Source organism: Maribacter cobaltidurans (genome assembly GCF_002269385.1).
Lineage (GTDB): Bacteria > Bacteroidota > Bacteroidia > Flavobacteriales > Flavobacteriaceae > Maribacter > Maribacter cobaltidurans.
Genome location: NZ_CP022957.1, coordinates 3,447,946 through 3,470,671, shown reverse-complemented (window position 1 = coordinate 3,470,671; position 22,726 = coordinate 3,447,946). Strand labels below are relative to the sequence as shown.

Annotated in this window: 20 protein-coding genes and 1 pseudogene; 14 read left to right on the top strand and 7 right to left on the bottom strand. The window is 37.6% G+C overall.

Annotated features, from left to right (window positions below; translation table 11 throughout):
- The first annotated feature begins 254 nt into the window (after positions 1–254).
- From CJ263_RS15425 to CJ263_RS21285, 6 genes are all read left to right on the top strand, one after another.
- Positions 255–581, top strand: a complete 327-nt coding sequence (locus CJ263_RS15425; RefSeq protein ID WP_094998095.1) for a helix-turn-helix domain-containing protein — start codon at positions 255–257, stop codon at positions 579–581.
- 3 nt (positions 582–584) lie between these two features.
- Entirely contained in the window at positions 585–1,499 is a 915-nt protein-coding gene (locus CJ263_RS15420) for a DNA-methyltransferase (RefSeq protein ID WP_094998094.1), read from the top strand.
- Positions 1,480–4,233: an N-6 DNA methylase gene (locus CJ263_RS15415; protein ID WP_094998093.1), complete on the top strand. Its 2,754-nt coding sequence runs from the start codon at positions 1,480–1,482 to the stop codon at positions 4,231–4,233. Before CJ263_RS15420 ends, CJ263_RS15415 begins: the two co-directional genes overlap by 20 nt.
- A gap of 3 nt (positions 4,234–4,236) precedes the next feature.
- The gene (locus CJ263_RS15410; RefSeq protein WP_094998092.1) at positions 4,237–4,542 is read left to right on the top strand and encodes a restriction system modified-DNA reader domain-containing protein; all 306 of its coding nucleotides are present in this window, start codon (positions 4,237–4,239) and stop codon (positions 4,540–4,542) included.
- Between the two features lie 259 nt (positions 4,543–4,801).
- Entirely contained in the window at positions 4,802–6,031 is a 1,230-nt protein-coding gene (locus tag CJ263_RS15405) for a Shedu immune nuclease family protein (RefSeq protein WP_094998091.1), read from the top strand.
- A gap of 184 nt (positions 6,032–6,215) precedes the next feature.
- Positions 6,216–7,520 carry a zinc ribbon domain-containing protein gene (locus CJ263_RS21285; protein ID WP_094998090.1) on the top strand — a complete coding sequence of 435 codons (1,305 nt, stop codon included), beginning with the start codon at positions 6,216–6,218 and terminating at the stop codon, positions 7,518–7,520.
- Positions 7,521–7,746: 226 nt separating this feature from the next.
- Here CJ263_RS21285 and CJ263_RS15395 read toward each other — a convergent pair.
- A pseudogene (locus tag CJ263_RS15395) lies at positions 7,747–9,207 on the bottom strand (IS1182 family transposase); the annotation flags it as partial.
- A 219-nt stretch (positions 9,208–9,426) separates the two neighbouring features.
- Between CJ263_RS15395 and CJ263_RS15390 the strand changes: the two are divergent.
- From CJ263_RS15390 to CJ263_RS15375, 4 genes are all read left to right on the top strand, one after another.
- The gene (locus CJ263_RS15390; RefSeq protein ID WP_158657177.1) at positions 9,427–9,951 is read left to right on the top strand and encodes a hypothetical protein; all 525 of its coding nucleotides are present in this window, start codon (positions 9,427–9,429) and stop codon (positions 9,949–9,951) included.
- A gap of 5 nt (positions 9,952–9,956) precedes the next feature.
- Positions 9,957–11,135 (top strand): toxin-antitoxin system YwqK family antitoxin, encoded by a 1,179-nt coding sequence (locus CJ263_RS15385; protein WP_094998088.1) that lies wholly within the window; start codon positions 9,957–9,959, stop codon positions 11,133–11,135.
- Positions 11,136–11,316: 181 nt separating this feature from the next.
- Positions 11,317–12,369: a type I restriction enzyme HsdR N-terminal domain-containing protein gene (locus tag CJ263_RS15380; RefSeq protein ID WP_094998087.1), complete on the top strand. Its 1,053-nt coding sequence runs from the start codon at positions 11,317–11,319 to the stop codon at positions 12,367–12,369.
- Positions 12,370–12,535: 166 nt separating this feature from the next.
- Positions 12,536–13,174 (top strand): CPBP family intramembrane glutamic endopeptidase, encoded by a 639-nt coding sequence (locus CJ263_RS15375; protein WP_094998086.1) that lies wholly within the window; start codon positions 12,536–12,538, stop codon positions 13,172–13,174.
- Positions 13,175–13,309: 135 nt separating this feature from the next.
- Here the strand turns inward: CJ263_RS15375 and CJ263_RS15370 are convergent, their stop codons facing one another.
- Positions 13,310–14,281 carry an IS110 family RNA-guided transposase gene (locus CJ263_RS15370; protein ID WP_094996355.1) on the bottom strand — a complete coding sequence of 324 codons (972 nt, stop codon included), beginning with the start codon at positions 14,279–14,281 and terminating at the stop codon, positions 13,310–13,312.
- 358 nt (positions 14,282–14,639) lie between these two features.
- On the opposite strand from CJ263_RS15370, the gene CJ263_RS15365 reads away from it, so the two are divergent.
- Positions 14,640–15,152, top strand: a complete 513-nt coding sequence (locus CJ263_RS15365; protein ID WP_094998085.1) for a hypothetical protein — start codon at positions 14,640–14,642, stop codon at positions 15,150–15,152.
- 294 nt (positions 15,153–15,446) lie between these two features.
- Here the strand turns inward: CJ263_RS15365 and CJ263_RS15360 are convergent, their stop codons facing one another.
- The 3 genes from CJ263_RS15360 to CJ263_RS15350 all read right to left on the bottom strand — a co-directional run bounded on the left by CJ263_RS15360 (position 15,447) and on the right by CJ263_RS15350 (position 18,648).
- The gene (locus CJ263_RS15360; protein WP_094996498.1) at positions 15,447–16,577 is read right to left on the bottom strand and encodes an IS91 family transposase; all 1,131 of its coding nucleotides are present in this window, start codon (positions 16,575–16,577) and stop codon (positions 15,447–15,449) included.
- The gene (locus CJ263_RS15355; protein WP_308423278.1) at positions 16,577–17,416 is read right to left on the bottom strand and encodes a tyrosine-type recombinase/integrase; all 840 of its coding nucleotides are present in this window, start codon (positions 17,414–17,416) and stop codon (positions 16,577–16,579) included. Before CJ263_RS15355 ends, CJ263_RS15360 begins: the two co-directional genes overlap by 1 nt.
- Before the next feature lie 260 nt (positions 17,417–17,676).
- Positions 17,677–18,648, bottom strand: a complete 972-nt coding sequence (locus CJ263_RS15350) for an IS110 family RNA-guided transposase (RefSeq protein WP_094996355.1) — start codon at positions 18,646–18,648, stop codon at positions 17,677–17,679.
- A 432-nt stretch (positions 18,649–19,080) separates the two neighbouring features.
- On the opposite strand from CJ263_RS15350, the gene CJ263_RS15345 reads away from it, so the two are divergent.
- From CJ263_RS15345 to CJ263_RS15335, 3 genes are all read left to right on the top strand, one after another.
- Positions 19,081–19,605 (top strand): cupin domain-containing protein, encoded by a 525-nt coding sequence (locus tag CJ263_RS15345; RefSeq protein WP_158657176.1) that lies wholly within the window; start codon positions 19,081–19,083, stop codon positions 19,603–19,605.
- Between the two features lie 188 nt (positions 19,606–19,793).
- Positions 19,794–20,051 carry a hypothetical protein gene (locus CJ263_RS15340; RefSeq protein ID WP_094998083.1) on the top strand — a complete coding sequence of 86 codons (258 nt, stop codon included), beginning with the start codon at positions 19,794–19,796 and terminating at the stop codon, positions 20,049–20,051.
- A gap of 14 nt (positions 20,052–20,065) precedes the next feature.
- Complete coding sequence (locus tag CJ263_RS15335; RefSeq protein ID WP_094998082.1) at positions 20,066–20,461, top strand: hypothetical protein; 396 nt, start codon at positions 20,066–20,068, stop codon at positions 20,459–20,461.
- A gap of 292 nt (positions 20,462–20,753) precedes the next feature.
- Here CJ263_RS15335 and CJ263_RS15330 read toward each other — a convergent pair whose 3' ends face one another.
- Positions 20,754–21,884 carry an IS91 family transposase gene (locus CJ263_RS15330; RefSeq protein ID WP_094996498.1) on the bottom strand — a complete coding sequence of 377 codons (1,131 nt, stop codon included), beginning with the start codon at positions 21,882–21,884 and terminating at the stop codon, positions 20,754–20,756.
- On the bottom strand, positions 21,884–22,723 hold the full coding sequence (locus CJ263_RS15325; protein ID WP_308423278.1) for a tyrosine-type recombinase/integrase: 840 nt from the start codon (positions 22,721–22,723) through the stop codon (positions 21,884–21,886). Before CJ263_RS15325 ends, CJ263_RS15330 begins: the two co-directional genes overlap by 1 nt.
- Positions 22,724–22,726: the final 3 nt, after the last annotated feature.

The following is a 22,726-nucleotide window of genomic DNA, read 5'->3' as shown; positions in this document are numbered from 1 at the left end:
TCGGAATTGCTAACGTCAGTGCTTAACCGAAAATTAACGCATATAAACCCGTAACTGACGGTTATACGAGACCGTTGTACGCAAGCTGAAAAAAGAGCCACCACACGTTCAAGCACATTTGGTTTTTCCCAACGCTCAAAGCCAACGCTGAAAAACCAAAAGAGCTTTCACTTCCCCACCGCCACCCGAATTGGAATTTGCAAAATTTTTTCTTAGTTTTGTCAAACAATGACAAGTCTAAAAATTCAAGTCAAATGAAACAATCCTTCGGTGAATACATCAGACATTTGCGGACAAAGAAAGAACTTACTTTAACCCAACTCGGAGCAAAACTTGATTTAGATTCTGCTAATTTGAGCAAGATTGAAAACGGTAAAAGAGATTTTGACGAAAAACGTTTAACTCTACTCGCTCAAGTTTTTGATTTGAATTTAGAAGAACTCAAGACAGAATTTTTTGGCGACCTATTTGCAAAAAAACTTTACGAAAGTAGTTCTTCAACAGATGCTTTGATAGTTGCCGAAAAAAAAGTCAAATACCTACGTCAGATTAATGCTAAACAAGAAAGTCTCAAACTTTAAAATATGCCAAACAATTTAAATAAATACTTAAATAAAGTAATTCAAGGCGATTGCCTTGAAGAAATGAAGGGAATTCCAAGTAAAAGTATCGATATGATTTTATGCGATTTACCTTATGGAACAACTCAAAACAAATGGGATTCAGTTATCGACCTCGATAAGCTTTGGACTGAATATTACAGAATAATTAAAGACAACGGGGCAATAGTATTAACATCTCAGGGTGTTTTTACAGCAAAATTGATTTTAAGTAATGAAAAGCATTTCAAATACAAAATTGTTTGGATAAAATCAAAAGCAACAAACTTCTTAAACGCAAAAAAACAACCATTGAGAAAGCACGAAGATATTTGTGTTTTCTATAAAAAACAGCCGAACTATAATCCTCAAATGACAGAGGGTGAAGCATATGACAAGGGATTCAGAAAAGACCAACTTACAGGTAGTTATGGAGACTTTAAGTCTAATCACGTGAAAAGTAATGGCAATAGATATCCAACAGACGTGATTGCTTATGAAGAACAATCTATTGAAGATTTTGTCTATGTTAAAACAGCAGAATCAGAAGGAACTGTTTATCATCCGACTCAAAAGCCAATTGAATTAGGCAGATATTTAATTAGAACATTTACACAACCTGGAGACGTTGTACTTGACAATGCTTGTGGTAGTGGTAGTTTTTTGCTTTCTGCTATCCTTGAAAATAGAAATTTCATTGGAATAGAAAAAAATGAAGATGTCCTTTTGCACAAAGTCAAAGAGGTAGATTATATTAAAATTTGTACTGATAGAATTCAAGAAACTTTGAAGAGTAAAGAAATTGAAAAATCTACATTACGTTTATTTAATGAACCAATAGCAAAATATCATACGTTAAACTATAACACAAAAGTTCTCAATGGCGAAAGTTACGTATAATGAAAGAAGTTGGGCTATTGACGTTATTAGTGCAATCGAAGTTTTCTTGGCAAATAAAAGTTGGCATTTCAAAGGTGCTGGTGGTGAAAGCACTATAAGCAATAATAAAAAAAGCCTTTTTCCTGACGTTTTACTTTTTAAAGACCAGACAAAAGATATAATTGTACAAGGTTGGGAATTAAAAATGCCTGACACCCAAATAAATGATGCAGAACTAATAAGTAATGCAATCAAGAAAGCTCAAATTTTAAAAAGAGATAGTTTTCTTTTATGGAATGTAAAAAGTGCTGTGCTTTACGTAAGAAATGGGGAAAACTTTGAAATTCATAAAAGTTGGAATGATATTAATATCAATTCTCGATTAGAGGTAAAACCTAACGAACAACTCTGGAAAGAATTGTTGTATGAAATTCTTGCAGACCTTAATAACTTTTTTGAATCGGGAGAAATCCCAGAAGTTACTTCTCAAGAAATTTTGTCTATTGATGAAGTAATAGATGTTGTCTTAGAAAACACCAACAATACTGCTGACACACTAAAAGCAAGAGCTAGAACCAATCGGCAATTAGATGCAGAAATTAATCTTTGGTGGAATTCATCCTCAAGTGAATATGGTTTTTCTTCAACTCAAACTGAACATAAACTAGCTACTTTGTCAATGGTAGTTTTGACAGATTGGGTTTTCAAAATAATTTTTGCACATATACTAAAAAGGCATTTTAACGAAGCAAAAGAAATTGAAACTATAGAAAGGTCAACTTCAATAGTTGATGCAATGGAAATCCTAACGTCTATTTCTCAAAAATGTAATTTCTGGAATATTTTCAGTCCAAACCTTGGTCAGCAATATATTTCTGAAACAGCTTGGAGCGAATTGACAGAATTGAATCAATTCCTTTCAACTGTAAATATTGAGGCTATTGAAATTGAAATTCTTCATCAATTACTTCAAAGTACTATCGCAACGGCTAAAAGAAAGGTAGCAGGTCAATTTTCGACACCTAAAAAATTAGCGGATTTATTAACTCGCCTGACCATTGATGACAAAACAAAAATAGTAATTGACCCTTGTTGCGGAACAGGTACAATTATAAAACAAGCCTATGAATTAAAAGAAGAATACGAAATAAACCCTAATGAGATTCTTAATACCATTTGGGCATCTGATAAACATTCGTTTCCTATTCAACTTTCTACCTTGTCAATGGCTAAACCCTCAAATATTGGCAGAATAATAAATGTTTTTAACTCTGATGTAATTGAACTAAATCAAGGAGAAACAATACAATTTAGAAATCCAAATAATGGGGAACTAGTTGAAAAGGAATTCCCAACCGTAGATTATGTTGTTTCCAATTTACCATTTATTAAGAGTAAGGAAATGAAAGTCTTGAATCCACATATAGTTGATATAAATGATTGGATAAAAGAAGAAGCAGATACAACGGACACATTAAGTGGAAAAAGCGATATTTTCGCATACATCCCTTTCTATCTTCATCAATTTTTATCCGAAAATGGTAAAATTGGTCTTATTTTATCAAATGCTTGGTTGGGTACCGATTATGGAGAAATATTTTTAGAGCTTTTCCAAAAATTCTTCAAAATTGAATTAGTAGTAATCTCTGGTAAAGGGAAATGGTTTGATAATGCAGATGTTGTAACAACAATTTTAGTTGCGTCAAAAAAAGACCCGCAAACACCTACCTCGAATGATAGTGAAATCTCATTTTGTACTTTAAAGAATAAGCTAGAAGAAATTGATGACATCAGGACTTTAAGTGACAATATAATTGTCAATGTTGAATCTGAAAATTTAACCATTAATAGATATTCAATTGCACAAATAAATTCTTTTGAAGATTTTGGGATTCCTTGGTCAGGCTATTTTTCTAATCTAATTTGGGTGGAAAATGTTAGAGACAGTTTTATTAATACTAGTGATATTTTCCATTTTACGCGAGGTGAAAGGCGTGGTTGGAATCCTATGTTTTATCCTGCATCAGGTCACAATATAGAGGAAGAATATATTAAGCCAGTCCTTAAACATTTGAGAGATACCACCAATTTAGAATGCGTTCCAAACGCTGAAGCATTTTGTTGTTCACGTAGTATTGAGGAACTTGAAAATTTAGGACACAATGGTGCTATTGCTTGGATTAGGTCATTTGAAAACCAACGAAATGGGACGAATAGACCTTTACCTGAAGTTTTAGCAAAACCAAATATGAATTGGTATGAAATGTCAACCGAAAATATGGCTGACTTTGTAGCTAATGTAAATTATGACAAAAGCCTTTTCATCGCAAAATTTGAAAATCGTTCATTTATAGACCAAAGAATGATTGGCTTTTCAATAAGAGACGAGTACCAAGAGGAAAACAAAACATTATTCTTAGCACTTTTAAATAGTACTGCAAGTCTGTTCTTGATTGAAAGTTTTGGTTTTGGTCGTGGCTTGGGCGCATTGGATTTACGAGCAACGAAATTTGAAAGAGACTTTAAAATTCTTAACCCAAATATTTTATCACAAGAGGAAAAAAACCAAATAGCGGAATTGTTTAGCCCAATTATGCAACGTAACAGATTACCATTGGTACAAGAATTGGAATCAGAAGATAGAATTGCTTTTGAGAACGCATTAATGGAAATATATGGGATTTCTGAATATTACGAACCCATTAAAAATTCTTTGAAACAATTGTATCGAATTCGTTTTGCCGTTAAAGATTAAAATATGACATACAAAGAAGTACCAGACATAACCTTAAAAATGATTATAAACGCAGGAATTATTAAAAGTGGAACCAAAGTCTATTCATCACCTAATAATGAAATAATTGGCACTTTAGACAAGGAAGGAGCCATAACATTCGAAATCGATAACGAAATAAAAACTTTTCCTTTTCCAAGCGGAGCTGGAAGAGCGATAACGAAAACAAGTATAAACGGATGGAAATACTGGAGAATTTTAGACAACGGAGTTTATAATGATTTGAGTTATTATAAGGAAAAATTTAAGCGGATGGAGAGCCAACGCTAAAAGCCATACACATTTGCAATTCGCTTCAGCCAACACACAGCCAAAAATTGCAAAAGAGTATGTCTTTGCCAACGCTGAATGACAAACTGAAACAGAAAAAAGCCAGCGTACAACAACGTATATAAAAAATAGCGGTTTAATCGCTTAATCGAAAGAAAATGAATAAATTAAAGGTCTGTAAAAATCCGAAAAGTTAGTGCTAAAAATCCGCTACTTTTCATATACAAGACCGTTGTAAGCCATTTGAGAAAACCAACATATGAAAGAACAATTCCAAGAAACTAAAAAGTTAATCCTCTTCGAAGAAAAAGTTGGAGATAAAAAAGTCGTATATCGTCAACACAAAGAAGATGAAGAAAAGGAATTCGTTAAAATCTATGAACAAAAAGGAAAAGATTATTTTTTCGACTACGATGGACAAACTATAAAACAAATTGAATTAAGAGATTTTGAAGAAATTCCTTATCTGTTTAGTTCATTTGGTTATGGATTTAGTGACAATACTGTAAACAGTTTTTTTAGGTATCAATTCGATGATAAGCGAATAAATAAAATCATAATATCTGAAGAAATTGAGTCTAAAAAAGTTAGAAAAACCCTTTTTCTAAATCTAAATGACCTTTCGGCATTAATTTCAAGTACAAATCAAGAACAAAGAGCTTGTAATGACACTAAAAAAATTCTAATTAAAAATTTTTTAGTGGATATATTTCCTGAAATCGCTTTTGACTATAAAGAGACAAATAATAACAAAAAACTGATTTTAAGAAACCTTAATCAAAAACTAATTGACCAACTAACAGCTGATGACATTGAAAAAATTGGGGATTTTTATGTTGATGCTTCGAAAAAATATAAAAGAGCAGATTTAGTCAAAAGAATGACATTTGGTCTTCAAAAAAATGCTCAAATCTTAACACTTCAAGAAATCATTGCTAAATATGAATCTTTGTTAAAGGAAAATCCACCAGAAAGTTCTTGGCAGAAATTTTTTGATGAATACATTACACTTTTTGACACACGATACGCACATAAAATCAACTATAAAAATATTGCTACAGGAATAACAAAATATCCTGATTTGGTTTTGGTTGATATTTATGGATACATTGACTTTTATGAACTTAAAAAAAGTAGTACGCCTTTAATTCAATACGATTCAAGTCATAAAACTTGGTATTGGACAAAAGATGTTTCTATGGTAATCGCACAAGCAACTGATTATTTACAAAAATCAAAGGAAAATGCAATTAGCTATACAAAAGCAATTAAGGAAGAAACTGAAACAGAAAGTGAAGAAGGAATTGATGTTAACATCATTAATCCAAGAGTAATAATTGTAGCAGGTTCAACAAAAGAGCTGAATACAACGAAAAAGCTTAATCACTTTAAAAACCTTCGAGAAAGTCTAAAAGACATTGAATTTGTATTATACGATGAACTTCTCGAAAGACTAAAGAATTTACTGGACAAAATAAAAATTAAATAAAAAACGGCTTACAACAATGGCTATAAGTAATTGCTTGTTCTCGCCTACTTCTGAAAATCCTCGCAGATTTTCAGTTTGGTGTGTACTTGCTAAGTTAAGTGCTAAACCACGCAACTACTCATAGCCGAGACCGTTGTGGTGCATTTTACAACCAACCGAAAAAAATTAAACTAACCGACCAAAGATGAAAAAATGTCCTTATTGTTCAGAATTAATTCAAGACGATGCTATTAAATGTAAGCATTGCGGAGAATGGTTAAACAAAAAGAAAACTAATCTTTTTTCTCAAGCTAAAAGTTTTATAAAAGAACAAAAAGCCAAAGTTGAGAAAAAGAAAAATGAACACTTATACATTCCAACGGCAGATAATCCTTTAATAGTGCAATCTATTAAATTTTACCCTGACAAATGTGTTTTTCCTAACACGACAATAAATTATGCGGATATTGAAACAATTGAGTTTAAAGCAGAAACTACAACAATAAACTTTTCATCAAACACTAGAATATTGTTTGCTCTTCATCATCTTTCTCAAAATAAAATTACTCGAACCATAATAATTGGGGATATTGAAGATGGCATCATTTCCTCAAATAGTTCAAAAAAAGAGAAAGAGCAAGTTAACCTTGCTTACAATTTCATTTCAAAAATGACTTTCAAAAAAAGAGTTTTAAAATATGGAGATGAGTTAATCCAAAAAGGATATTTTACATATAAAAACAAATATTTATTTCATAAAAATGGAGATTTAGAAGTTGATGGCGAAATAAAAGGAAATCTCAAAAAAGCAAATGATAGTGATGAATTAACTTGGATGCCATCTTATCGTGGATATAATTCATCATCATTTAATCCTTATGAATTTTCTATTAAAAACAAAAATGCAAAATGGTACAAACTTTTAGATAAAACAACATTAATATTCACAACCTATGATAAAGATGTTTTTGACCCTATGCTTCTATCCTTTTTTAAAATAGGCTCATTTATTCCAAAAGATAAAATGAATACTGAAGTTGGCAAAAAAATTATTCCAAATGATAAAAATGAACCTAATAAAGAAGACATAACCAATAAAAAGAATATTTCTTCAGTAGAAGAATTTCCTAATTTTATTGAATTTATCACAAAATTCGAAAACGAAAATAATACTAAATTAGCATTAGTTGACAATTCTATTGATAATATGGGAAATAAAGTTTGTGGTCATACACAAATAGTATTTGACAGAAATAATCAACCTAAATATATATTCAAATTTTTATTCGTTTTTAGCAAAATAATTAAAGAAATTTCCTTTAGTGGCTTCATAATTCCTTGGGATAATCCAAAAACCGAACCAAATATGGATAAAGTTGCTTCAATTCATACATCGAGTAAAATTGATTTGACTATAAACGAATACGAAAAATTCCACACCGAACTTTTTAAAAAATCACTAGAAAAACACGGGTTAAATCCAACAGAATATAAATTATCAAAAGAATAAAAAAACGACACCACAACAATGGTAACCGTTGCGCAAGCCCTTGAACAGCAAAAAAGAGACCTCTTTTAAGCCCTTTTTAGGGGCTTTTTATTTTTAGGACGACCGGGCAATCTAGATTTTTGGGCAACCCTACAAGTGTTCTTTCAAGTTCTTGGCACCCGTTTTTTATAAAAAATAACAAAGCAAGTTTCCCCGCCCCGCTCCCGATAGCTATCGGGATGGAACGTTTTTGGTCGAATTTCAGGTATTTTTTCAGGTTGTACGCGATTGCCGAGAGGTGCATCGCCTTGTTGGCCTGTTTCAATCCTATGGTATTTATCTTCCTGAGCCCCATAAACTGGGTAAGGGTGCCGAAAACGGGCTCGACCGTGCTCTGCCGTTTGCCCTTCATATACCTGCCCTGTGGGCCCTCGACCCGGGCAATGTTCCTTTCGTACTCGGCCCGGTAATAGGTAACGGTGAACTTCTTTTCCTGTGCGCTTTTGCCCAGGCACCGTGCCCGTAAGGGACAGCCAAGGCAGACATGCTTTCTTGCGCGGTACTCCTTCTTCTTTGTCTTGGTGCGGTAATCCAAAAACACTTTGGTAAATGGTATCACCTTGCCCTGTGGACAGATATAATGATCTTCCGTATTGTTATAGGTGAACCCGTCCGGACCACCCTTGTACGTGCCATGGGGCGGGATGAAGCTCTTCAGTCCCCGGGCTTCCAGAAAGGCGTAGTTCTCCCCACTGCTGTAACCGGTGTCCGCTACGCAGTTCTCCCATACCAGGCCTTCTTTCCAGAGCCTGCGTTTTACGCGCTTTACGATGTCCGGGAGGTGTTGGTTGTCCTTCCCGTCCGCATGGTAGGCCCTGATGTCCGTAATGACGTGGTGGGCCGTATCAACGCTCAGTTGGCCCAGGTAGTTCAGCTTTCTCGCCTTGCCCGGTTTTACGCTTATACGCGCATCGGGGTCCGTGGGGCTGTAATGTGTTTTGTTACTGGTATACTTGGCCCCCTTGTTACCGGCCCCCGGCCGTTGGTCCTGGTCCTTCGCCCACTTCTTGTTGCGGCCCTTTATGGCGGAGAGCTCATTGGCGTTGGCGGTAACACTTCGTTGTCCTTTATCGGACCTGTCGCCCTTGCTCTTGCGGTGGGGCACTTCTTTATCCATCGAACTAAGGACCCGCACCTTCCGCAGGTGTTCTTGCAGCTCTTCCTCCGGTACCTTCAGTTCCAAGGTATCCATGCTCGCGTTCGCCTTTACCGGCGCACTGTCGATCGCCTGGGTATGCCCGCTGACCATACCCTTGTCCGCGCACATACTCAAAACCTTGGTGAAGACTTCCTCGAACACACTTTCCGGGAACAGTTGGCGCGTACGGCTTATCGTAGAATGCCATGGCAGCTCCTCGTCGATATCGTAGCCGATAAAGTAAAGGACGTCCAAGCGCATCGAACAATGGTCGATCAGCTTGCGGTCGCTGATAATGTTCTCCAGATAGCCCACAAGGCACAGTTTGAAGAAGACCACCGGGTCGATGCTCTTCTGGCCGCTTTCGCCATAATACCCCTTGGTCAAAGGGTAGAGAAAGTCAAGGTCCAAAGCCCCTTTCAAACGCCTGTAGAAATTGTTCTCGGGTATACGCTCGCTCAACTGGAAATGTGCGAACAGTTTTTCCTGGTAATCCTTTTTTCCCTGCATACCTAAAGTTACGATCGATCTACCGAACGGCAATGATCAAGACCGTTTTTTTCTTAACTTGTGCAACAGGCACAATGGCTATAAGTAATTGCTTGTTACCGCCTACTTCTGAAAATCCTCGCGGATTTTCAGTTTGGTGTGTACTTGCAAAGTTAATCGCTAAACCACGCAACTACTCATAGCCGAGAACGTTGGCATTCATTATAACCGAACTTCAAATTGAAAGATAGAATTACAAAATATACTTCTTTGATGGAAAACACATCAAAATCAATCGAAAAAGATTTAAAAGAATATTTTAGAAACTATCACTACTTAAAACCAGATAGCGACATTCAGATTATAAATGTAGAAACAGAAGATGACTTGGATAAAGCTTATTACGGTAGGGGTTTTTATATCATATTAGCCGACCAACAATTTGAAGAAAATAAATGCCTATTTGAATTTAGAGGATTAAAAGCTATTTACAGAGGTCATTCCTATTTTACCAAAAAAAGACTTCTAAGTCATCTTTCGAATGAAAAATACAAGTCAACAAGAAAAAGTAACGAACCGAATTACAAGGTTTGCTTAAAAATTGAAGACAAAGTCAATGGAATAAATATAAACCAAGAACCCTATAAAAACTGGAAATGGATTGTGATAATTCATAAAATGAAAAATAGTTCTAAAATAATCAGAGAGCAAATGGAAAAAGCTTTCGATAACGTATTTCAAAAACCCTGCAAATCAATAAAATAAAAATTATGAAAAAAATTACATTGCTACTTTTATTCTTATCTAACTTTATTTACTCTCAATCTTTGGTAAAAACATATTATGACCCATATTCAAAAACCAAATTAAAAGAAGTATATCAAGTAAAACCGAACACACCGACTATCAATGGATATTATAAATTGTACGATGAATATGGAAATTTGTTAGAACAAAGAAGTTATACCAATAATAAACTGAATGGAAAATCGACAACCTATTTAGGTGCCAATGAAGCTTCAGTAACCTATGGCGGAATAAATAGTTTGGGTAAAATATCTACAGTTTCAAACTATAAAAACGGAAAATTGAATGGCGAACAACTGAGATATAATTTTAGTAAAGATGGCAAACGATATTTAGAGTTCAAACAAATATATAAAAATGACAAACTCGTTAGTAATACTATTTACTTCCCTAATGGACAAGAAAAGCAGATTTTGCAAATTGGAAAGAGTTACGAATATTATGAAAATGGCAATAAATTCGCTGAATATGTTATAAACGAAAATGAACAGATTGATGGCCAATATTTAGGATGGAGTAAATCTGGTTATTTGGAAGTAAAAGGTTTTTTAATAAATGGCGAAAAGGATGGCGAATGGATTGAATATAAAGAGGACGGAACTATTAAGTCTAAAGAATTGTATGAGTTAGGCAAGAGAATACCAACACAAGAAGAAAAGGAATTAACTCAACAAAAAGAAATAGAAAAGGCCAAGAAAGAAGAAGAAAAAAGAAAATTACTGAAAGAAAAGCGTTTGGCTGAAAAGAAAGAGGCAGAACGAATTAAAAGAATAGAAAAAGAAAAATTTGCTCTGACAAAAAAAGTCAATGACCAATCAAAAGAATACGAACGGGAAAAGAAAACTGTTGAGAAATTATATGTAGTTGAAGATAAAGCTGGGTCGATGCTTCTTAGCGAGACAGTTTATAAGACCAAAAAGAAACATTTGTATAATGCATATGTAATCGCAATTAATCATCTTAACTCGGAATTAAAAAATACGACTGATTTGCAAGAGAAAAGCGAATTACTAAGTTTAGCCTTACGACTTACAGATAAAATGAAAGGACTAAGAGACAGTAAAAGCAGAGATTTAGAGAAAAAACTAAAAAAGATAGACCAACCGACAGAAATATTGGAAACTCTCGGATTAAAAAAATAACGAAATGCCAACAATGGCTATAAACAATTGCTATTACAGGTATATCCTGAAAATTCCTGCGGAATTTTCAGCTTGTTGTGTACTTGCAAAAGTCCGTGCTAACACACGCAACTGTTCATAGCCGAGACCGTTCTATGCAATTTAAACGAACACTCGAACATTAAAGAAAAAAATACAGAATATGGAAAAATGGAATGAACTATGTTTTATACTTTCGGAAAGTATTCCTTCCAACGCATCTGAACAAGTTTTTGAACTTAAAGTAATTCAAGCATTTGAAAAGTTAGGCTGGAGTCATTTTAAACGAGAAATTTCGGTTCGAGAAAACATACAATTAGGAGCATCCAACAGAATTACGCCTGATATCATAATAAAATCTGACGACACAAACCTGTTCGTAATTGAAGTTAAAAATCCTTCTGCCGATTTGAAAAATCCAAATTATCAAAACCAACTTTCGTCTTATATGCGAATGTTACGCCTGAACTTTGGAATCTTAATCGGAAATGAAATCAAAATATTTGTTGACGGCTCTTTGGTCGGTTCAAACCAATCCGAACTTTTAGAAAGAATTTCGTTCAAAAAAAACAATCCGAAAGGTTTGAATTTCATCAATCTTTTTCAAAAAGAAACTTTCAGTTATGAAAATATTGAGCGCTATATCCAAAAGAAAATTGAGACAATAAAGGAAAACCAAACAGTTGAAAATCTCAAAAACGAAATCACGACAACCGAGTATGCGGAATATTTAAAAACTGAACTAAAAAACAAACTTTTAAGAGAACACAGCGAAAGCGTGGTCGAAAAAGTTTTGGAGGATTTTAAGATTAAAATATACGATTCAACCCAAACAGAAATTCAACGGACAATTTATGTACAAAGTCCTCAAAATAGTTCGGACAATTATAACGGAACTTCAAAAGAACTCGAATTAGCAAAAATCTATAAAAAAGTGCCTGTTTGGTTCAATAAGCCGAATCAAAAAAACAGTCAGATTTTAATTAACTATATGAGATTGCGAGAACAGAAAACACCAGTTACTTTTTTTGAACTCGAAAAAGCCTGTGAAAGAATTAGAAATTTCAGGAGTAGTTACCAAGCAATGAAAACAATTAGCGAAAGGAACAATGCAAAGGTATTTGACGAAGTTGGTCGGATTATTTCACTTTGGGAACCTGGAAAAAGTTTCGTGGAAAAAGAATATGAGAAATTTAAAAGAAGAAACAGCGGATAAAAAACTGCATAGAACACCGTGTATAGTTAATTGCTTGGTTCTCGCCTACTTACGAAAATCCTCGCGGATTTTCTATTCCGTTTTTATTTGCTAAATTTAGTGCTTAAAACACGCAACTAACCATACACAAACACGTTAGCAAACATTTGACAAAAACCAATCCTGAATGAATTTAACAAAAAAACAAATAGTTCTTGCATCACCATTTTTGATTATTGCAATTAACTTCGGAATTGCCTTTCTGTTCGGGAATATTATTGGAAAATGGGCTTTTATACCAATAATCTTAATTGAATGGTGTCTTTTTCTGTTTTTTATTTTGAGATATACTGAAAAGGAAACAAGAAAAAAATGGTTGCAAAAATCAAAAGGTTCATTCGGTTGGAACATTTTGGCTTTGTTTATTGGAATACTTCCACTTCCATTATTTTTAATGCATTACGAAACATTAGACATTTGGCAAGTCTGGTTACCTTGGATTTTATTAGCTCTAATTAACCCTTGGCTTGAGGAATTTTATTGGCGTGGACTACTTTTGGACTACACAAAAAACTGGTCAAATTGGATTGCAATAATTTTTACAAGTTTAGTATTTGCTCTTAATCACGCGGTTTTCGGTGTGAATTCAGAATTGAATAGTGGAATAACAGTAATAATTTCAACATTCATTATGGGAATAATTTGGGGACTGGTTTATAAGAAAACTGACAGTTTGCGATGGATTATATTGGCTCACTTTTTGGTAGACTTTTTTAATTTGTCAGCATCCTCATTTTTGGATTTATATGAAAAAGGAAATTGGTAGAATAATAAAAAACGATTTGCTAACAAAGAACTGAGCTAAAAAACAACTCTTTTCCGCATTAAATTTGAAACATAGTTATCCTCTACCACAACCCATAGGTAAGGATTATGGTCAAAAAAATCATTTACTTTCATTCTACCTTCTAGTCAGAACAGAGACAAAACCCTCATCATAGGGCAATCCGGATCTGGCGATTGCAAAACTCTGTTTAAGAAGCTTGTTGGCTACAGCTATCAATGCCAGTTTCTTGCTCTTCCCCTTGTTCACGATTCGCTCATATACCTCCTTACATGCCTTGTTGTGCTTGCAGGCGGTAAAGGAACATAGGAACAAAAGATTACGTAGCTTTCTATTGCCCACTTTGCTTATCCGTGCACGACCTCTAACGCTGCTCCCCGATTCTCTGATCGTTGGGGTAATTCCGACATAACTACAGAGCTGTGATGCATTCTCGAACTTGGAAAAACCATCCGTCACAACTATCAAGAACAATGCGGTCTTTTGACCTATTCCCGGTATACTGGTGATTAAGGTCAATTGCTCTTGTTGGTCTTCTTTTACCAAGGAAAGGATTTTTGATTCGATGGCTATCACCTCCTTATCAAGCTGCTTCTTGTTACGCACCAAGGAACGATGGACAAACTTTGAGGGAATACCCAGAACAGCTTCTCCATGTATCTTGTTCTTAGTTGCGGTACGTTGTTTTAAATAGGTGTCCAATAACCGGAACAACTGTAAACATTCACTCTGGGTATCCGTCAAGGAATTGTAGAGTGGAACATCATTGGACAAAGCGTATTCACAAATAGCCTTTGCATCACTTTTGTCCGTCTTTACCTTGGCCAGTTTCATTTGTATGAAACGCTTTATGGACAATGGATTTACAACAGAAACGATTACTCCGTTTTTGTAAAGAAACTGTGCAAGTCTATAATGATAATAACCGGTAGCTTCCATAACCACCAATGAACCTTGGGGCAATTCCTTAAGGTATTTCCTGAATCCCGTTTCATCGTTCTTATACTGGCTGTGACCAATGTTACTACCATGTACATCAAAGACATCCTTACTGATGTCGACTCCAAAAGTTTCTTTATATTTATTCATAACGAATGTTTTATGAAAGAACTGGCTACTTCTGCTCACAACAACTTGAAAACGAGATCTAGGTCTCACAGAACTGAACGTGATTTAAGTAGTAAAAGAGAGAGGATTATCAATGTTGTCGAAGTCTAAAGCTTCACCGTGTATAGTAACCTTAATTCTCTCTTTTGTTCTTTCTGATTTATACAATCAATTTATAGAGAATCAAACTTAAGCCGTGTATAATTAATTGCTTCATTGAGCTTACTTGCGAATATTCCTGCGGAATATTCACGGGTTCGTAAAAGTTTGCTAACTTAGTTGCTAAACCACGCAACTAATCATACACAAACACGTTAGCAAAAATTTAAAACCAACTGAAATGAACAAAATAATTCTAACATCATTAAGCATAATTTTTGCTTGTAATTCAATTTTCGGACAGACGAACGAAGAAAAATATGCAAAAGATGTGCAATCAATAGATGCAATAATTAATGCATATTATGATGTTGTTTCAGGTTCGAGTAGTGACCCTTGGGAATTCGAAAGAGATAAATTTATTCATTCAGAAAATGCTGTAATCACAAGACTGGACGAAAATGGAAAAGCGGAATCGCATAGTCTTGAAGCGGAATATATACCAATCGGATTATCGCCGAAAGAGGATTTTTACGAAAAGGAACTTAAAAGAAAAGTGAGCAAATACGGAAATATTGCACAAGTTTGGAGTGCATTTGAAATACGAACTGACCCAAATACGGAATCTAATATAAGAGGACTGAATAGCGTTCAACTTCATTACGAAAATGGAAGATGGTGGATAGATAGTTGGACTTGCGAAATGGAATCTGAAAAAAGTTCTGTGGTGACTGAATTTATGAAGAATGAATAAAAAAACTTTTGCTAATAACTAGCGTTCGTGTGGTCGGTACGACCCAGCATGAACGTCGTGTTGACTGAACCGGTTCTCTGTCGGTCAGCCTTCTATGGGTATTGGTCTGTTTTAGGATGGGTTATTTAAGGTCTGCACTTGAACCGTATAGTGATTTGGAGGTCTTGTTTTTCTCCCGAGTATGTCCATCACTTCTTAAATTCTATTGAACCTCCTGTTTTTGGGGTATTTTGGCCGCTTTTGCTTGGTTTCGGACATAGGCTTCCCTATCCCGTTCAAAGGGCGTTTATTTTCTTACTGTGCTTTAGTGTATTTTTTAAGTTTTGTGATCCAGTGTGCCGGTGGTCCCCGTGCGGTAAACGTATGCAGGGTCACCAGTTCTCCCTTTTTACAAGATGGGCAGATTCGGTGTTGCAGGGGCGGTTTTTCTTGGAGCTGTACCTTCCCCAGGGTTTTACCCAAGTGGTCAAGACTTTTGCGTTTATGGTAAGCACTTAATATCCCATAATGGCGGATGCGCACAAACCCCTTAGGGAGTATGTGCAGGGCAAAGCGCCTGATGAATTCAGTATCGCTCAGGTACATCAGGGATTTGTTTCCCCCGTGGCGGTAATCTTTTACCGAAAACACCACGCCGCTGTCATCCAGGTTTTTGATTCGGTGGTTGCTGATCGCAATTTTATGGGTATAGCGACCAAGGTATTCCACTACCTGAGGTGGCCCTAAAAACGGACGCTTGCAATAGACGACCCACTCTTTTTTGAACAGGCTTTGGTAAAGGGCCTCTGGTTGTTCTGTTTTAATTTTTTTACGTAACCCTGCAACAAAGCGGGCACGGAATACCTTGCTCATGGCCTTGACCGGGAACAGGTATTTCCCCTTGTTCCGGGCAGGTTTCCACTTACCACTTTTGGTTGCCCCACCACCGGGCACGATACAATGCAAGTGCGGATGCAGGGACAGGTTCTGTCCCCAGGTATGCAGGATGGCGATCATCCCGGGACCGGCACCTAAAAACTTAGGATTGGAAGCAAACCCCGCTATGACTTCCCATGAAGTTTTGAACAGCAGGCCATACAGCAGTTTGGGTTCGTACAGGCACAGGCGGTTGAGTTCTGAAGGCAGGGTAAATACCACGTGGAAGTAAGGAACGTTCAAGAGCTCTTCTTCCCGTGCCCTGATCCATTGTTCCCTTTTGTGCCCCTGACACTTTGGGCAATGCCGGTTGCGGCAACTGTTGTAGCTCAGGTGCAAGGTATTACAGGATGGATTCGTGCAGTGGTCAATGTGACCGCCCAGGGCAGCCGTACGACATTTGCGCAGGGCGTGCAGGGTCCTTAGTTGCCAGCTGGTGGCACAACAGTCTGCTAAAGACTCCCTGTTGCGATTTAATACCTGGGCCACTTCGTGAGCAGCGGATGCCATTACTCTTTGTAGAGCCGATCCAGTGGACTGAAAGGCTTTTGCCTGCCCAGTTGTGCCACGTGAAGGTAGGTCAGTGTGGTCTGTATATCTGCGTGCCCCAAAAGGTCCTTTACACTCATAATATCCAAGCCCATTTCCAGAAGGTGGGTAGCATAACTGTGGCGCAGGCTGTGGGTGGTCACTTCCTTTTGAATACCACTATGTTTACGGGCTTCCCGTACAATCCAGCGAACCCCTTGGGTAGAAAGCGGGACTGGACGCCCTTCGGTATTGTTCCCAGTGAAGCACCAGGTGCAAGGATTTTCTGCCGCAAGATATGTTTTAAGTCCGCGGATCTGCATCCTCGACAAGGGTACATACCGATCTTTCCTGCCTTTGCCTTGGCGGACGTGAAGCATCATACGATCAAAATCCAGATCTTTTAACTGTAGGTTGCACAGTTCAAAACAGCGCAGTCCGCAGCCATAAAGCAGCGCCAATACCAGACGGTGCTTCAGTAGTTTTGGGGCTTTTAAGAGTTGCTTTACTTCCCTACAACTTAAAACTACAGGGAGTTTTTTGGGACGCTCAATAGCGGGGAGCATTACCTGCATCTCTTTACGATTTGATATCCGGTAGGCATACCTCAGACCATAAACGGTATGCTTGAAGAAGCTGCTCGACGGGGTCTTGTGCCGGGACTTTAAAACATGTAGATAATCCAGCACCTGTTCTTCATCCAGATCGAGTGGACTGCACTTAAAATGCAGGGCTATGTGTGAAAGACAGCGGGCATAGTTGGTCAGGGTGCTTTGGCTTTTGCCCGATAGTTCAACAGAACGTTTTAGTTTGAGATACAATTCCTGGAATTCTGGAACACGTTCACAGGCTCGTTCGATCAGGGTACTACTTTTTTTTCATAATTTGCTAAATATTAGTTTTATACATCTTAAAGGTAGTGAATGGAGATTTAGATAACTCCTGAAGCTACCTTTAGGTTTAGTTCAACAAAGAACTGAGCTAAAAAACAACTCTTTTCCGCATTAAATTTGAAACATAGTTATCCTCTACCACAACCCATAGGTAAGGATTATGGTCAAAAAAATCATTTACTTTCATTCTACCTTCTAGTCAGAACAGAGACAAAACCCTCATCATAGGGCAATCCGGATCTGGCGATTGCAAAACTCTGTTTAAGAAGCTTGTTGGCTACAGCTATCAATGCCAGTTTCTTGCTCTTCCCCTTGTTCACGATTCGCTCATATACCTCCTTACATGCCTTGTTGTGCTTGCAGGCGGTAAAGGAACATAGGAACAAAAGATTACGTAGCTTTCTATTGCCCACTTTGCTTATCCGTGCACGACCTCTAACGCTGCTCCCCGATTCTCTGATCGTTGGGGTAATTCCGACATAACTACAGAGCTGTGATGCATTCTCGAACTTGGAAAAACCATCCGTCACAACTATCAAGAACAATGCGGTCTTTTGACCTATTCCCGGTATACTGGTGATTAAGGTCAATTGCTCTTGTTGGTCTTCTTTTACCAAGGAAAGGATTTTTGATTCGATGGCTATCACCTCCTTATCAAGCTGCTTCTTGTTACGCACCAAGGAACGATGGACAAACTTTGAGGGAATACCCAGAACAGCTTCTCCATGTATCTTGTTCTTAGTTGCGGTACGTTGTTTTAAATAGGTGTCCAATAACCGGAACAACTGTAAACATTCACTCTGGGTATCCGTCAAGGAATTGTAGAGTGGAACATCATTGGACAAAGCGTATTCACAAATAGCCTTTGCATCACTTTTGTCCGTCTTTACCTTGGCCAGTTTCATTTGTATGAAACGCTTTATGGACAATGGATTTACAACAGAAACGATTACTCCGTTTTTGTAAAGAAACTGTGCAAGTCTATAATGATAATAACCGGTAGCTTCCATAACCACCAATGAACCTTGGGGCAATTCCTTAAGGTATTTCCTGAATCCCGTTTCATCGTTCTTATACTGGCTGTGACCAATGTTACTACCATGTACATCAAAGACATCCTTACTGATGTCGACTCCAAAAGTTTCTTTATATTTATTCATAACGAATGTTTTATGAAAGAACTGGCTACTTCTGCTCACAACAACTTGAAAACGAGATCTAGGTCTCACAGAACTGAACGTGATTTAAGTAGTAAAAGAGAGAGGATTATCAATGTTGTCGAAGTCTAAAGCTTCACCGTGTATAGTAACCTTAATTCTCTCTTTTGTTCTTTCTGATTTATACAATCAATTTATAGAGAATCAAACTTAAGACGTATATAGCTCATAGCTAGTAAGTTGCTAAATCGAATTTAAGGCGTATTTGGTAAGTCGCCAGATTTTTAAATTTGACGATTTCCAATAAAAAAAGATAAATAGTAAAATTTAAAAATCTGGCTTGTGCTTAATCCGAAAATAATTTTCTAATTTGCACGCTACGAGCCATATACACAACCGTTAGCCACAATTATGACACCCATCAAACATTACAATATGTCCAAAATTATAATCTTTCTGACTTTTATGTGCGTGCTCGGATGTGCTGAAAAGCACGAATCATTGAACACAACTATTAAATCTTTTGGATTCAATGAAATTCCTGATTCAAGTTTTGTGATTAATCCAAAGGTAGAATTTGACATGTCTGATTATATTATTCAGCCTAAGAATTTAAAGAAATATTATGACCATCCTGGCGAACTTGGTTACATAGCTCAGGGTGAAGATTATGATTTTAAATCACTTTCAGTAATAATGGCGAAGGCATTGCCAAATGGCGGGCCACCATTGCACACTCACGACATTGAAGAATTGCATGTAGTTTATGATGGTAAGGTGGAATATATTATAAATGGAAAACGATTTATAGCAAATGGACCATACATTGTGAAAATTCCAGCAGGAGTCCCGCATGCATTTATGAATCGAGGAGAAATCCCAGTAAATGTTGTGGGTATATTACCAGAAAACAACACGAGTTATCACGAACTTGGACCAAACCCATTGTTACATAAGTGAGATTAGAAATAAAATAAAACTGTGGCTAACATTAGGTATAAAACATAGGGCGGACAGTGCTTTCCGTAAGTTTTCGGCAGTTTGTTAAGTTCGTTTCGGGCGGACAGTCAAGAGCTCCGAAATACCCTACGTTTCATACCCGAGACCGTTGTGCAACATTTGACCAAATCAACAAAAACCTGAACAAAATGAAATTAATTGTAGGTAACTATTATGAAAACATAAAATGTGAAAACTTTAAGGACAAGGAAACAGGTAGAATTAGAGTAAGACCTTTAAGTGGACAAAACTTACCAACAAACTTGGTAATTGAATGTAGTAAAAGCGAAAGAGAATCACATCCAATCGGAACTAAATTCATAACGGAAAATGTAAAAGTTTGCCAAAAACCAGATGGACGAATTTACTTGCGAGCTAAAGACCAATTCATTAAAAAAATTGGTTAAGTCACTAAAGAATTATGACTAAACTAAAATACGAAAATGAAGGAGGAAGAGGTTTTAGGACTTTCCATCCATTCGCAAATCTGGAACAGAAAAAAACCGAAAAAAAGGAAAAGACACCGACTAAAACCGAATTGCTATTAAAGGACATCAAAAAAAGTAGCAAAATGAGAAATAGTCGTTGGAATGCTGATGACATCTCTTATAAAAAAATCAAATTGGGTTTAGCAATCAGAATTCTATTGAGTGTTGTTATTCGAAAAAAAAATGGCATATATCCAATACTAAAGAAAATGCAAAAGGATGATTTATTGTATAAAAGAGTAAAAAAGGATATTGAATCAAACTATGCGAATATTTCGAGTTCTGCTCTTAAAATAATAGTTGAACAGAATATAGACGAATATAAATAAAAACGTTGCACAATAACTAGCGTTCGTGTGGTCGGTACGACCCAGCATGAACGTCGTGTTGACTGAACCGGTTCTCTGTCGGTCAGCCTTCTATGGGTATTGGTCTGTTTTAGGATGGGTTATTTAAGGTCTGCACTTGAACCGTATAGTGATTTGGAGGTCTTGTTTTTCTCCCGAGTATGTCCATCACTTCTTAAATTCTATTGAACCTCCTGTTTTTGGGGTATTTTGGCCGCTTTTGCTTGGTTTCGGACATAGGCTTCCCTATCCCGTTCAAAGGGCGTTTATTTTCTTACTGTGCTTTAGTGTATTTTTTAAGTTTTGTGATCCAGTGTGCCGGTGGTCCCCGTGCGGTAAACGTATGCAGGGTCACCAGTTCTCCCTTTTTACAAGATGGGCAGATTCGGTGTTGCAGGGGCGGTTTTTCTTGGAGCTGTACCTTCCCCAGGGTTTTACCCAAGTGGTCAAGACTTTTGCGTTTATGGTAAGCACTTAATATCCCATAATGGCGGATGCGCACAAACCCCTTAGGGAGTATGTGCAGGGCAAAGCGCCTGATGAATTCAGTATCGCTCAGGTACATCAGGGATTTGTTTCCCCCGTGGCGGTAATCTTTTACCGAAAACACCACGCCGCTGTCATCCAGGTTTTTGATTCGGTGGTTGCTGATCGCAATTTTATGGGTATAGCGACCAAGGTATTCCACTACCTGAGGTGGCCCTAAAAACGGACGCTTGCAATAGACGACCCACTCTTTTTTGAACAGGCTTTGGTAAAGGGCCTCTGGTTGTTCTGTTTTAATTTTTTTACGTAACCCTGCAACAAAGCGGGCACGGAATACCTTGCTCATGGCCTTGACCGGGAACAGGTATTTCCCCTTGTTCCGGGCAGGTTTCCACTTACCACTTTTGGTTGCCCCACCACCGGGCACGATACAATGCAAGTGCGGATGCAGGGACAGGTTCTGTCCCCAGGTATGCAGGATGGCGATCATCCCGGGACCGGCACCTAAAAACTTAGGATTGGAAGCAAACCCCGCTATGACTTCCCATGAAGTTTTGAACAGCAGGCCATACAGCAGTTTGGGTTCGTACAGGCACAGGCGGTTGAGTTCTGAAGGCAGGGTAAATACCACGTGGAAGTAAGGAACGTTCAAGAGCTCTTCTTCCCGTGCCCTGATCCATTGTTCCCTTTTGTGCCCCTGACACTTTGGGCAATGCCGGTTGCGGCAACTGTTGTAGCTCAGGTGCAAGGTATTACAGGATGGATTCGTGCAGTGGTCAATGTGACCGCCCAGGGCAGCCGTACGACATTTGCGCAGGGCGTGCAGGGTCCTTAGTTGCCAGCTGGTGGCACAACAGTCTGCTAAAGACTCCCTGTTGCGATTTAATACCTGGGCCACTTCGTGAGCAGCGGATGCCATTACTCTTTGTAGAGCCGATCCAGTGGACTGAAAGGCTTTTGCCTGCCCAGTTGTGCCACGTGAAGGTAGGTCAGTGTGGTCTGTATATCTGCGTGCCCCAAAAGGTCCTTTACACTCATAATATCCAAGCCCATTTCCAGAAGGTGGGTAGCATAACTGTGGCGCAGGCTGTGGGTGGTCACTTCCTTTTGAATACCACTATGTTTACGGGCTTCCCGTACAATCCAGCGAACCCCTTGGGTAGAAAGCGGGACTGGACGCCCTTCGGTATTGTTCCCAGTGAAGCACCAGGTGCAAGGATTTTCTGCCGCAAGATATGTTTTAAGTCCGCGGATCTGCATCCTCGACAAGGGTACATACCGATCTTTCCTGCCTTTGCCTTGGCGGACGTGAAGCATCATACGATCAAAATCCAGATCTTTTAACTGTAGGTTGCACAGTTCAAAACAGCGCAGTCCGCAGCCATAAAGCAGCGCCAATACCAGACGGTGCTTCAGTAGTTTTGGGGCTTTTAAGAGTTGCTTTACTTCCCTACAACTTAAAACTACAGGGAGTTTTTTGGGACGCTCAATAGCGGGGAGCATTACCTGCATCTCTTTACGATTTGATATCCGGTAGGCATACCTCAGACCATAAACGGTATGCTTGAAGAAGCTGCTCGACGGGGTCTTGTGCCGGGACTTTAAAACATGTAGATAATCCAGCACCTGTTCTTCATCCAGATCGAGTGGACTGCACTTAAAATGCAGGGCTATGTGTGAAAGACAGCGGGCATAGTTGGTCAGGGTGCTTTGGCTTTTGCCCGATAGTTCAACAGAACGTTTTAGTTTGAGATACAATTC

What these genes read in the sequence shown, in the direction of transcription:
- CJ263_RS15365 (WP_094998085.1), top strand. Translation starts at nt 14,640, where the DNA reads ATGAACAAAATAATTCTAACATCATTAAGCATAATTTTTGCTTGTAAT.
- CJ263_RS15415 (WP_094998093.1), top strand. Translation starts at nt 1,480, where the DNA reads ATGGCGAAAGTTACGTATAATGAAAGAAGTTGGGCTATTGACGTTATT.
- CJ263_RS15410 (WP_094998092.1), top strand. Translation starts at nt 4,237, where the DNA reads ATGACATACAAAGAAGTACCAGACATAACCTTAAAAATGATTATAAAC.
- CJ263_RS15360 (WP_094996498.1), bottom strand. Translation starts at nt 16,577, where the DNA reads ATGGCATCCGCTGCTCACGAAGTGGCCCAGGTATTAAATCGCAACAGG.
- CJ263_RS15405 (WP_094998091.1), top strand. Translation starts at nt 4,802, where the DNA reads ATGAAAGAACAATTCCAAGAAACTAAAAAGTTAATCCTCTTCGAAGAA.
- CJ263_RS15425 (WP_094998095.1), top strand. Translation starts at nt 255, where the DNA reads ATGAAACAATCCTTCGGTGAATACATCAGACATTTGCGGACAAAGAAA.
- CJ263_RS15350 (WP_094996355.1), bottom strand. Translation starts at nt 18,648, where the DNA reads ATGAATAAATATAAAGAAACTTTTGGAGTCGACATCAGTAAGGATGTC.
- CJ263_RS15345 (WP_158657176.1), top strand. Translation starts at nt 19,081, where the DNA reads ATGTCCAAAATTATAATCTTTCTGACTTTTATGTGCGTGCTCGGATGT.
- CJ263_RS15330 (WP_094996498.1), bottom strand. Translation starts at nt 21,884, where the DNA reads ATGGCATCCGCTGCTCACGAAGTGGCCCAGGTATTAAATCGCAACAGG.
- CJ263_RS15370 (WP_094996355.1), bottom strand. Translation starts at nt 14,281, where the DNA reads ATGAATAAATATAAAGAAACTTTTGGAGTCGACATCAGTAAGGATGTC.
- CJ263_RS21285 (WP_094998090.1), top strand. Translation starts at nt 6,216, where the DNA reads ATGAAAAAATGTCCTTATTGTTCAGAATTAATTCAAGACGATGCTATT.
- CJ263_RS15385 (WP_094998088.1), top strand. Translation starts at nt 9,957, where the DNA reads ATGAAAAAAATTACATTGCTACTTTTATTCTTATCTAACTTTATTTAC.
- CJ263_RS15340 (WP_094998083.1), top strand. Translation starts at nt 19,794, where the DNA reads ATGAAATTAATTGTAGGTAACTATTATGAAAACATAAAATGTGAAAAC.
- CJ263_RS15375 (WP_094998086.1), top strand. Translation starts at nt 12,536, where the DNA reads ATGAATTTAACAAAAAAACAAATAGTTCTTGCATCACCATTTTTGATT.
- CJ263_RS15420 (WP_094998094.1), top strand. Translation starts at nt 585, where the DNA reads ATGCCAAACAATTTAAATAAATACTTAAATAAAGTAATTCAAGGCGAT.
- CJ263_RS15380 (WP_094998087.1), top strand. Translation starts at nt 11,317, where the DNA reads ATGGAAAAATGGAATGAACTATGTTTTATACTTTCGGAAAGTATTCCT.
- CJ263_RS15335 (WP_094998082.1), top strand. Translation starts at nt 20,066, where the DNA reads ATGACTAAACTAAAATACGAAAATGAAGGAGGAAGAGGTTTTAGGACT.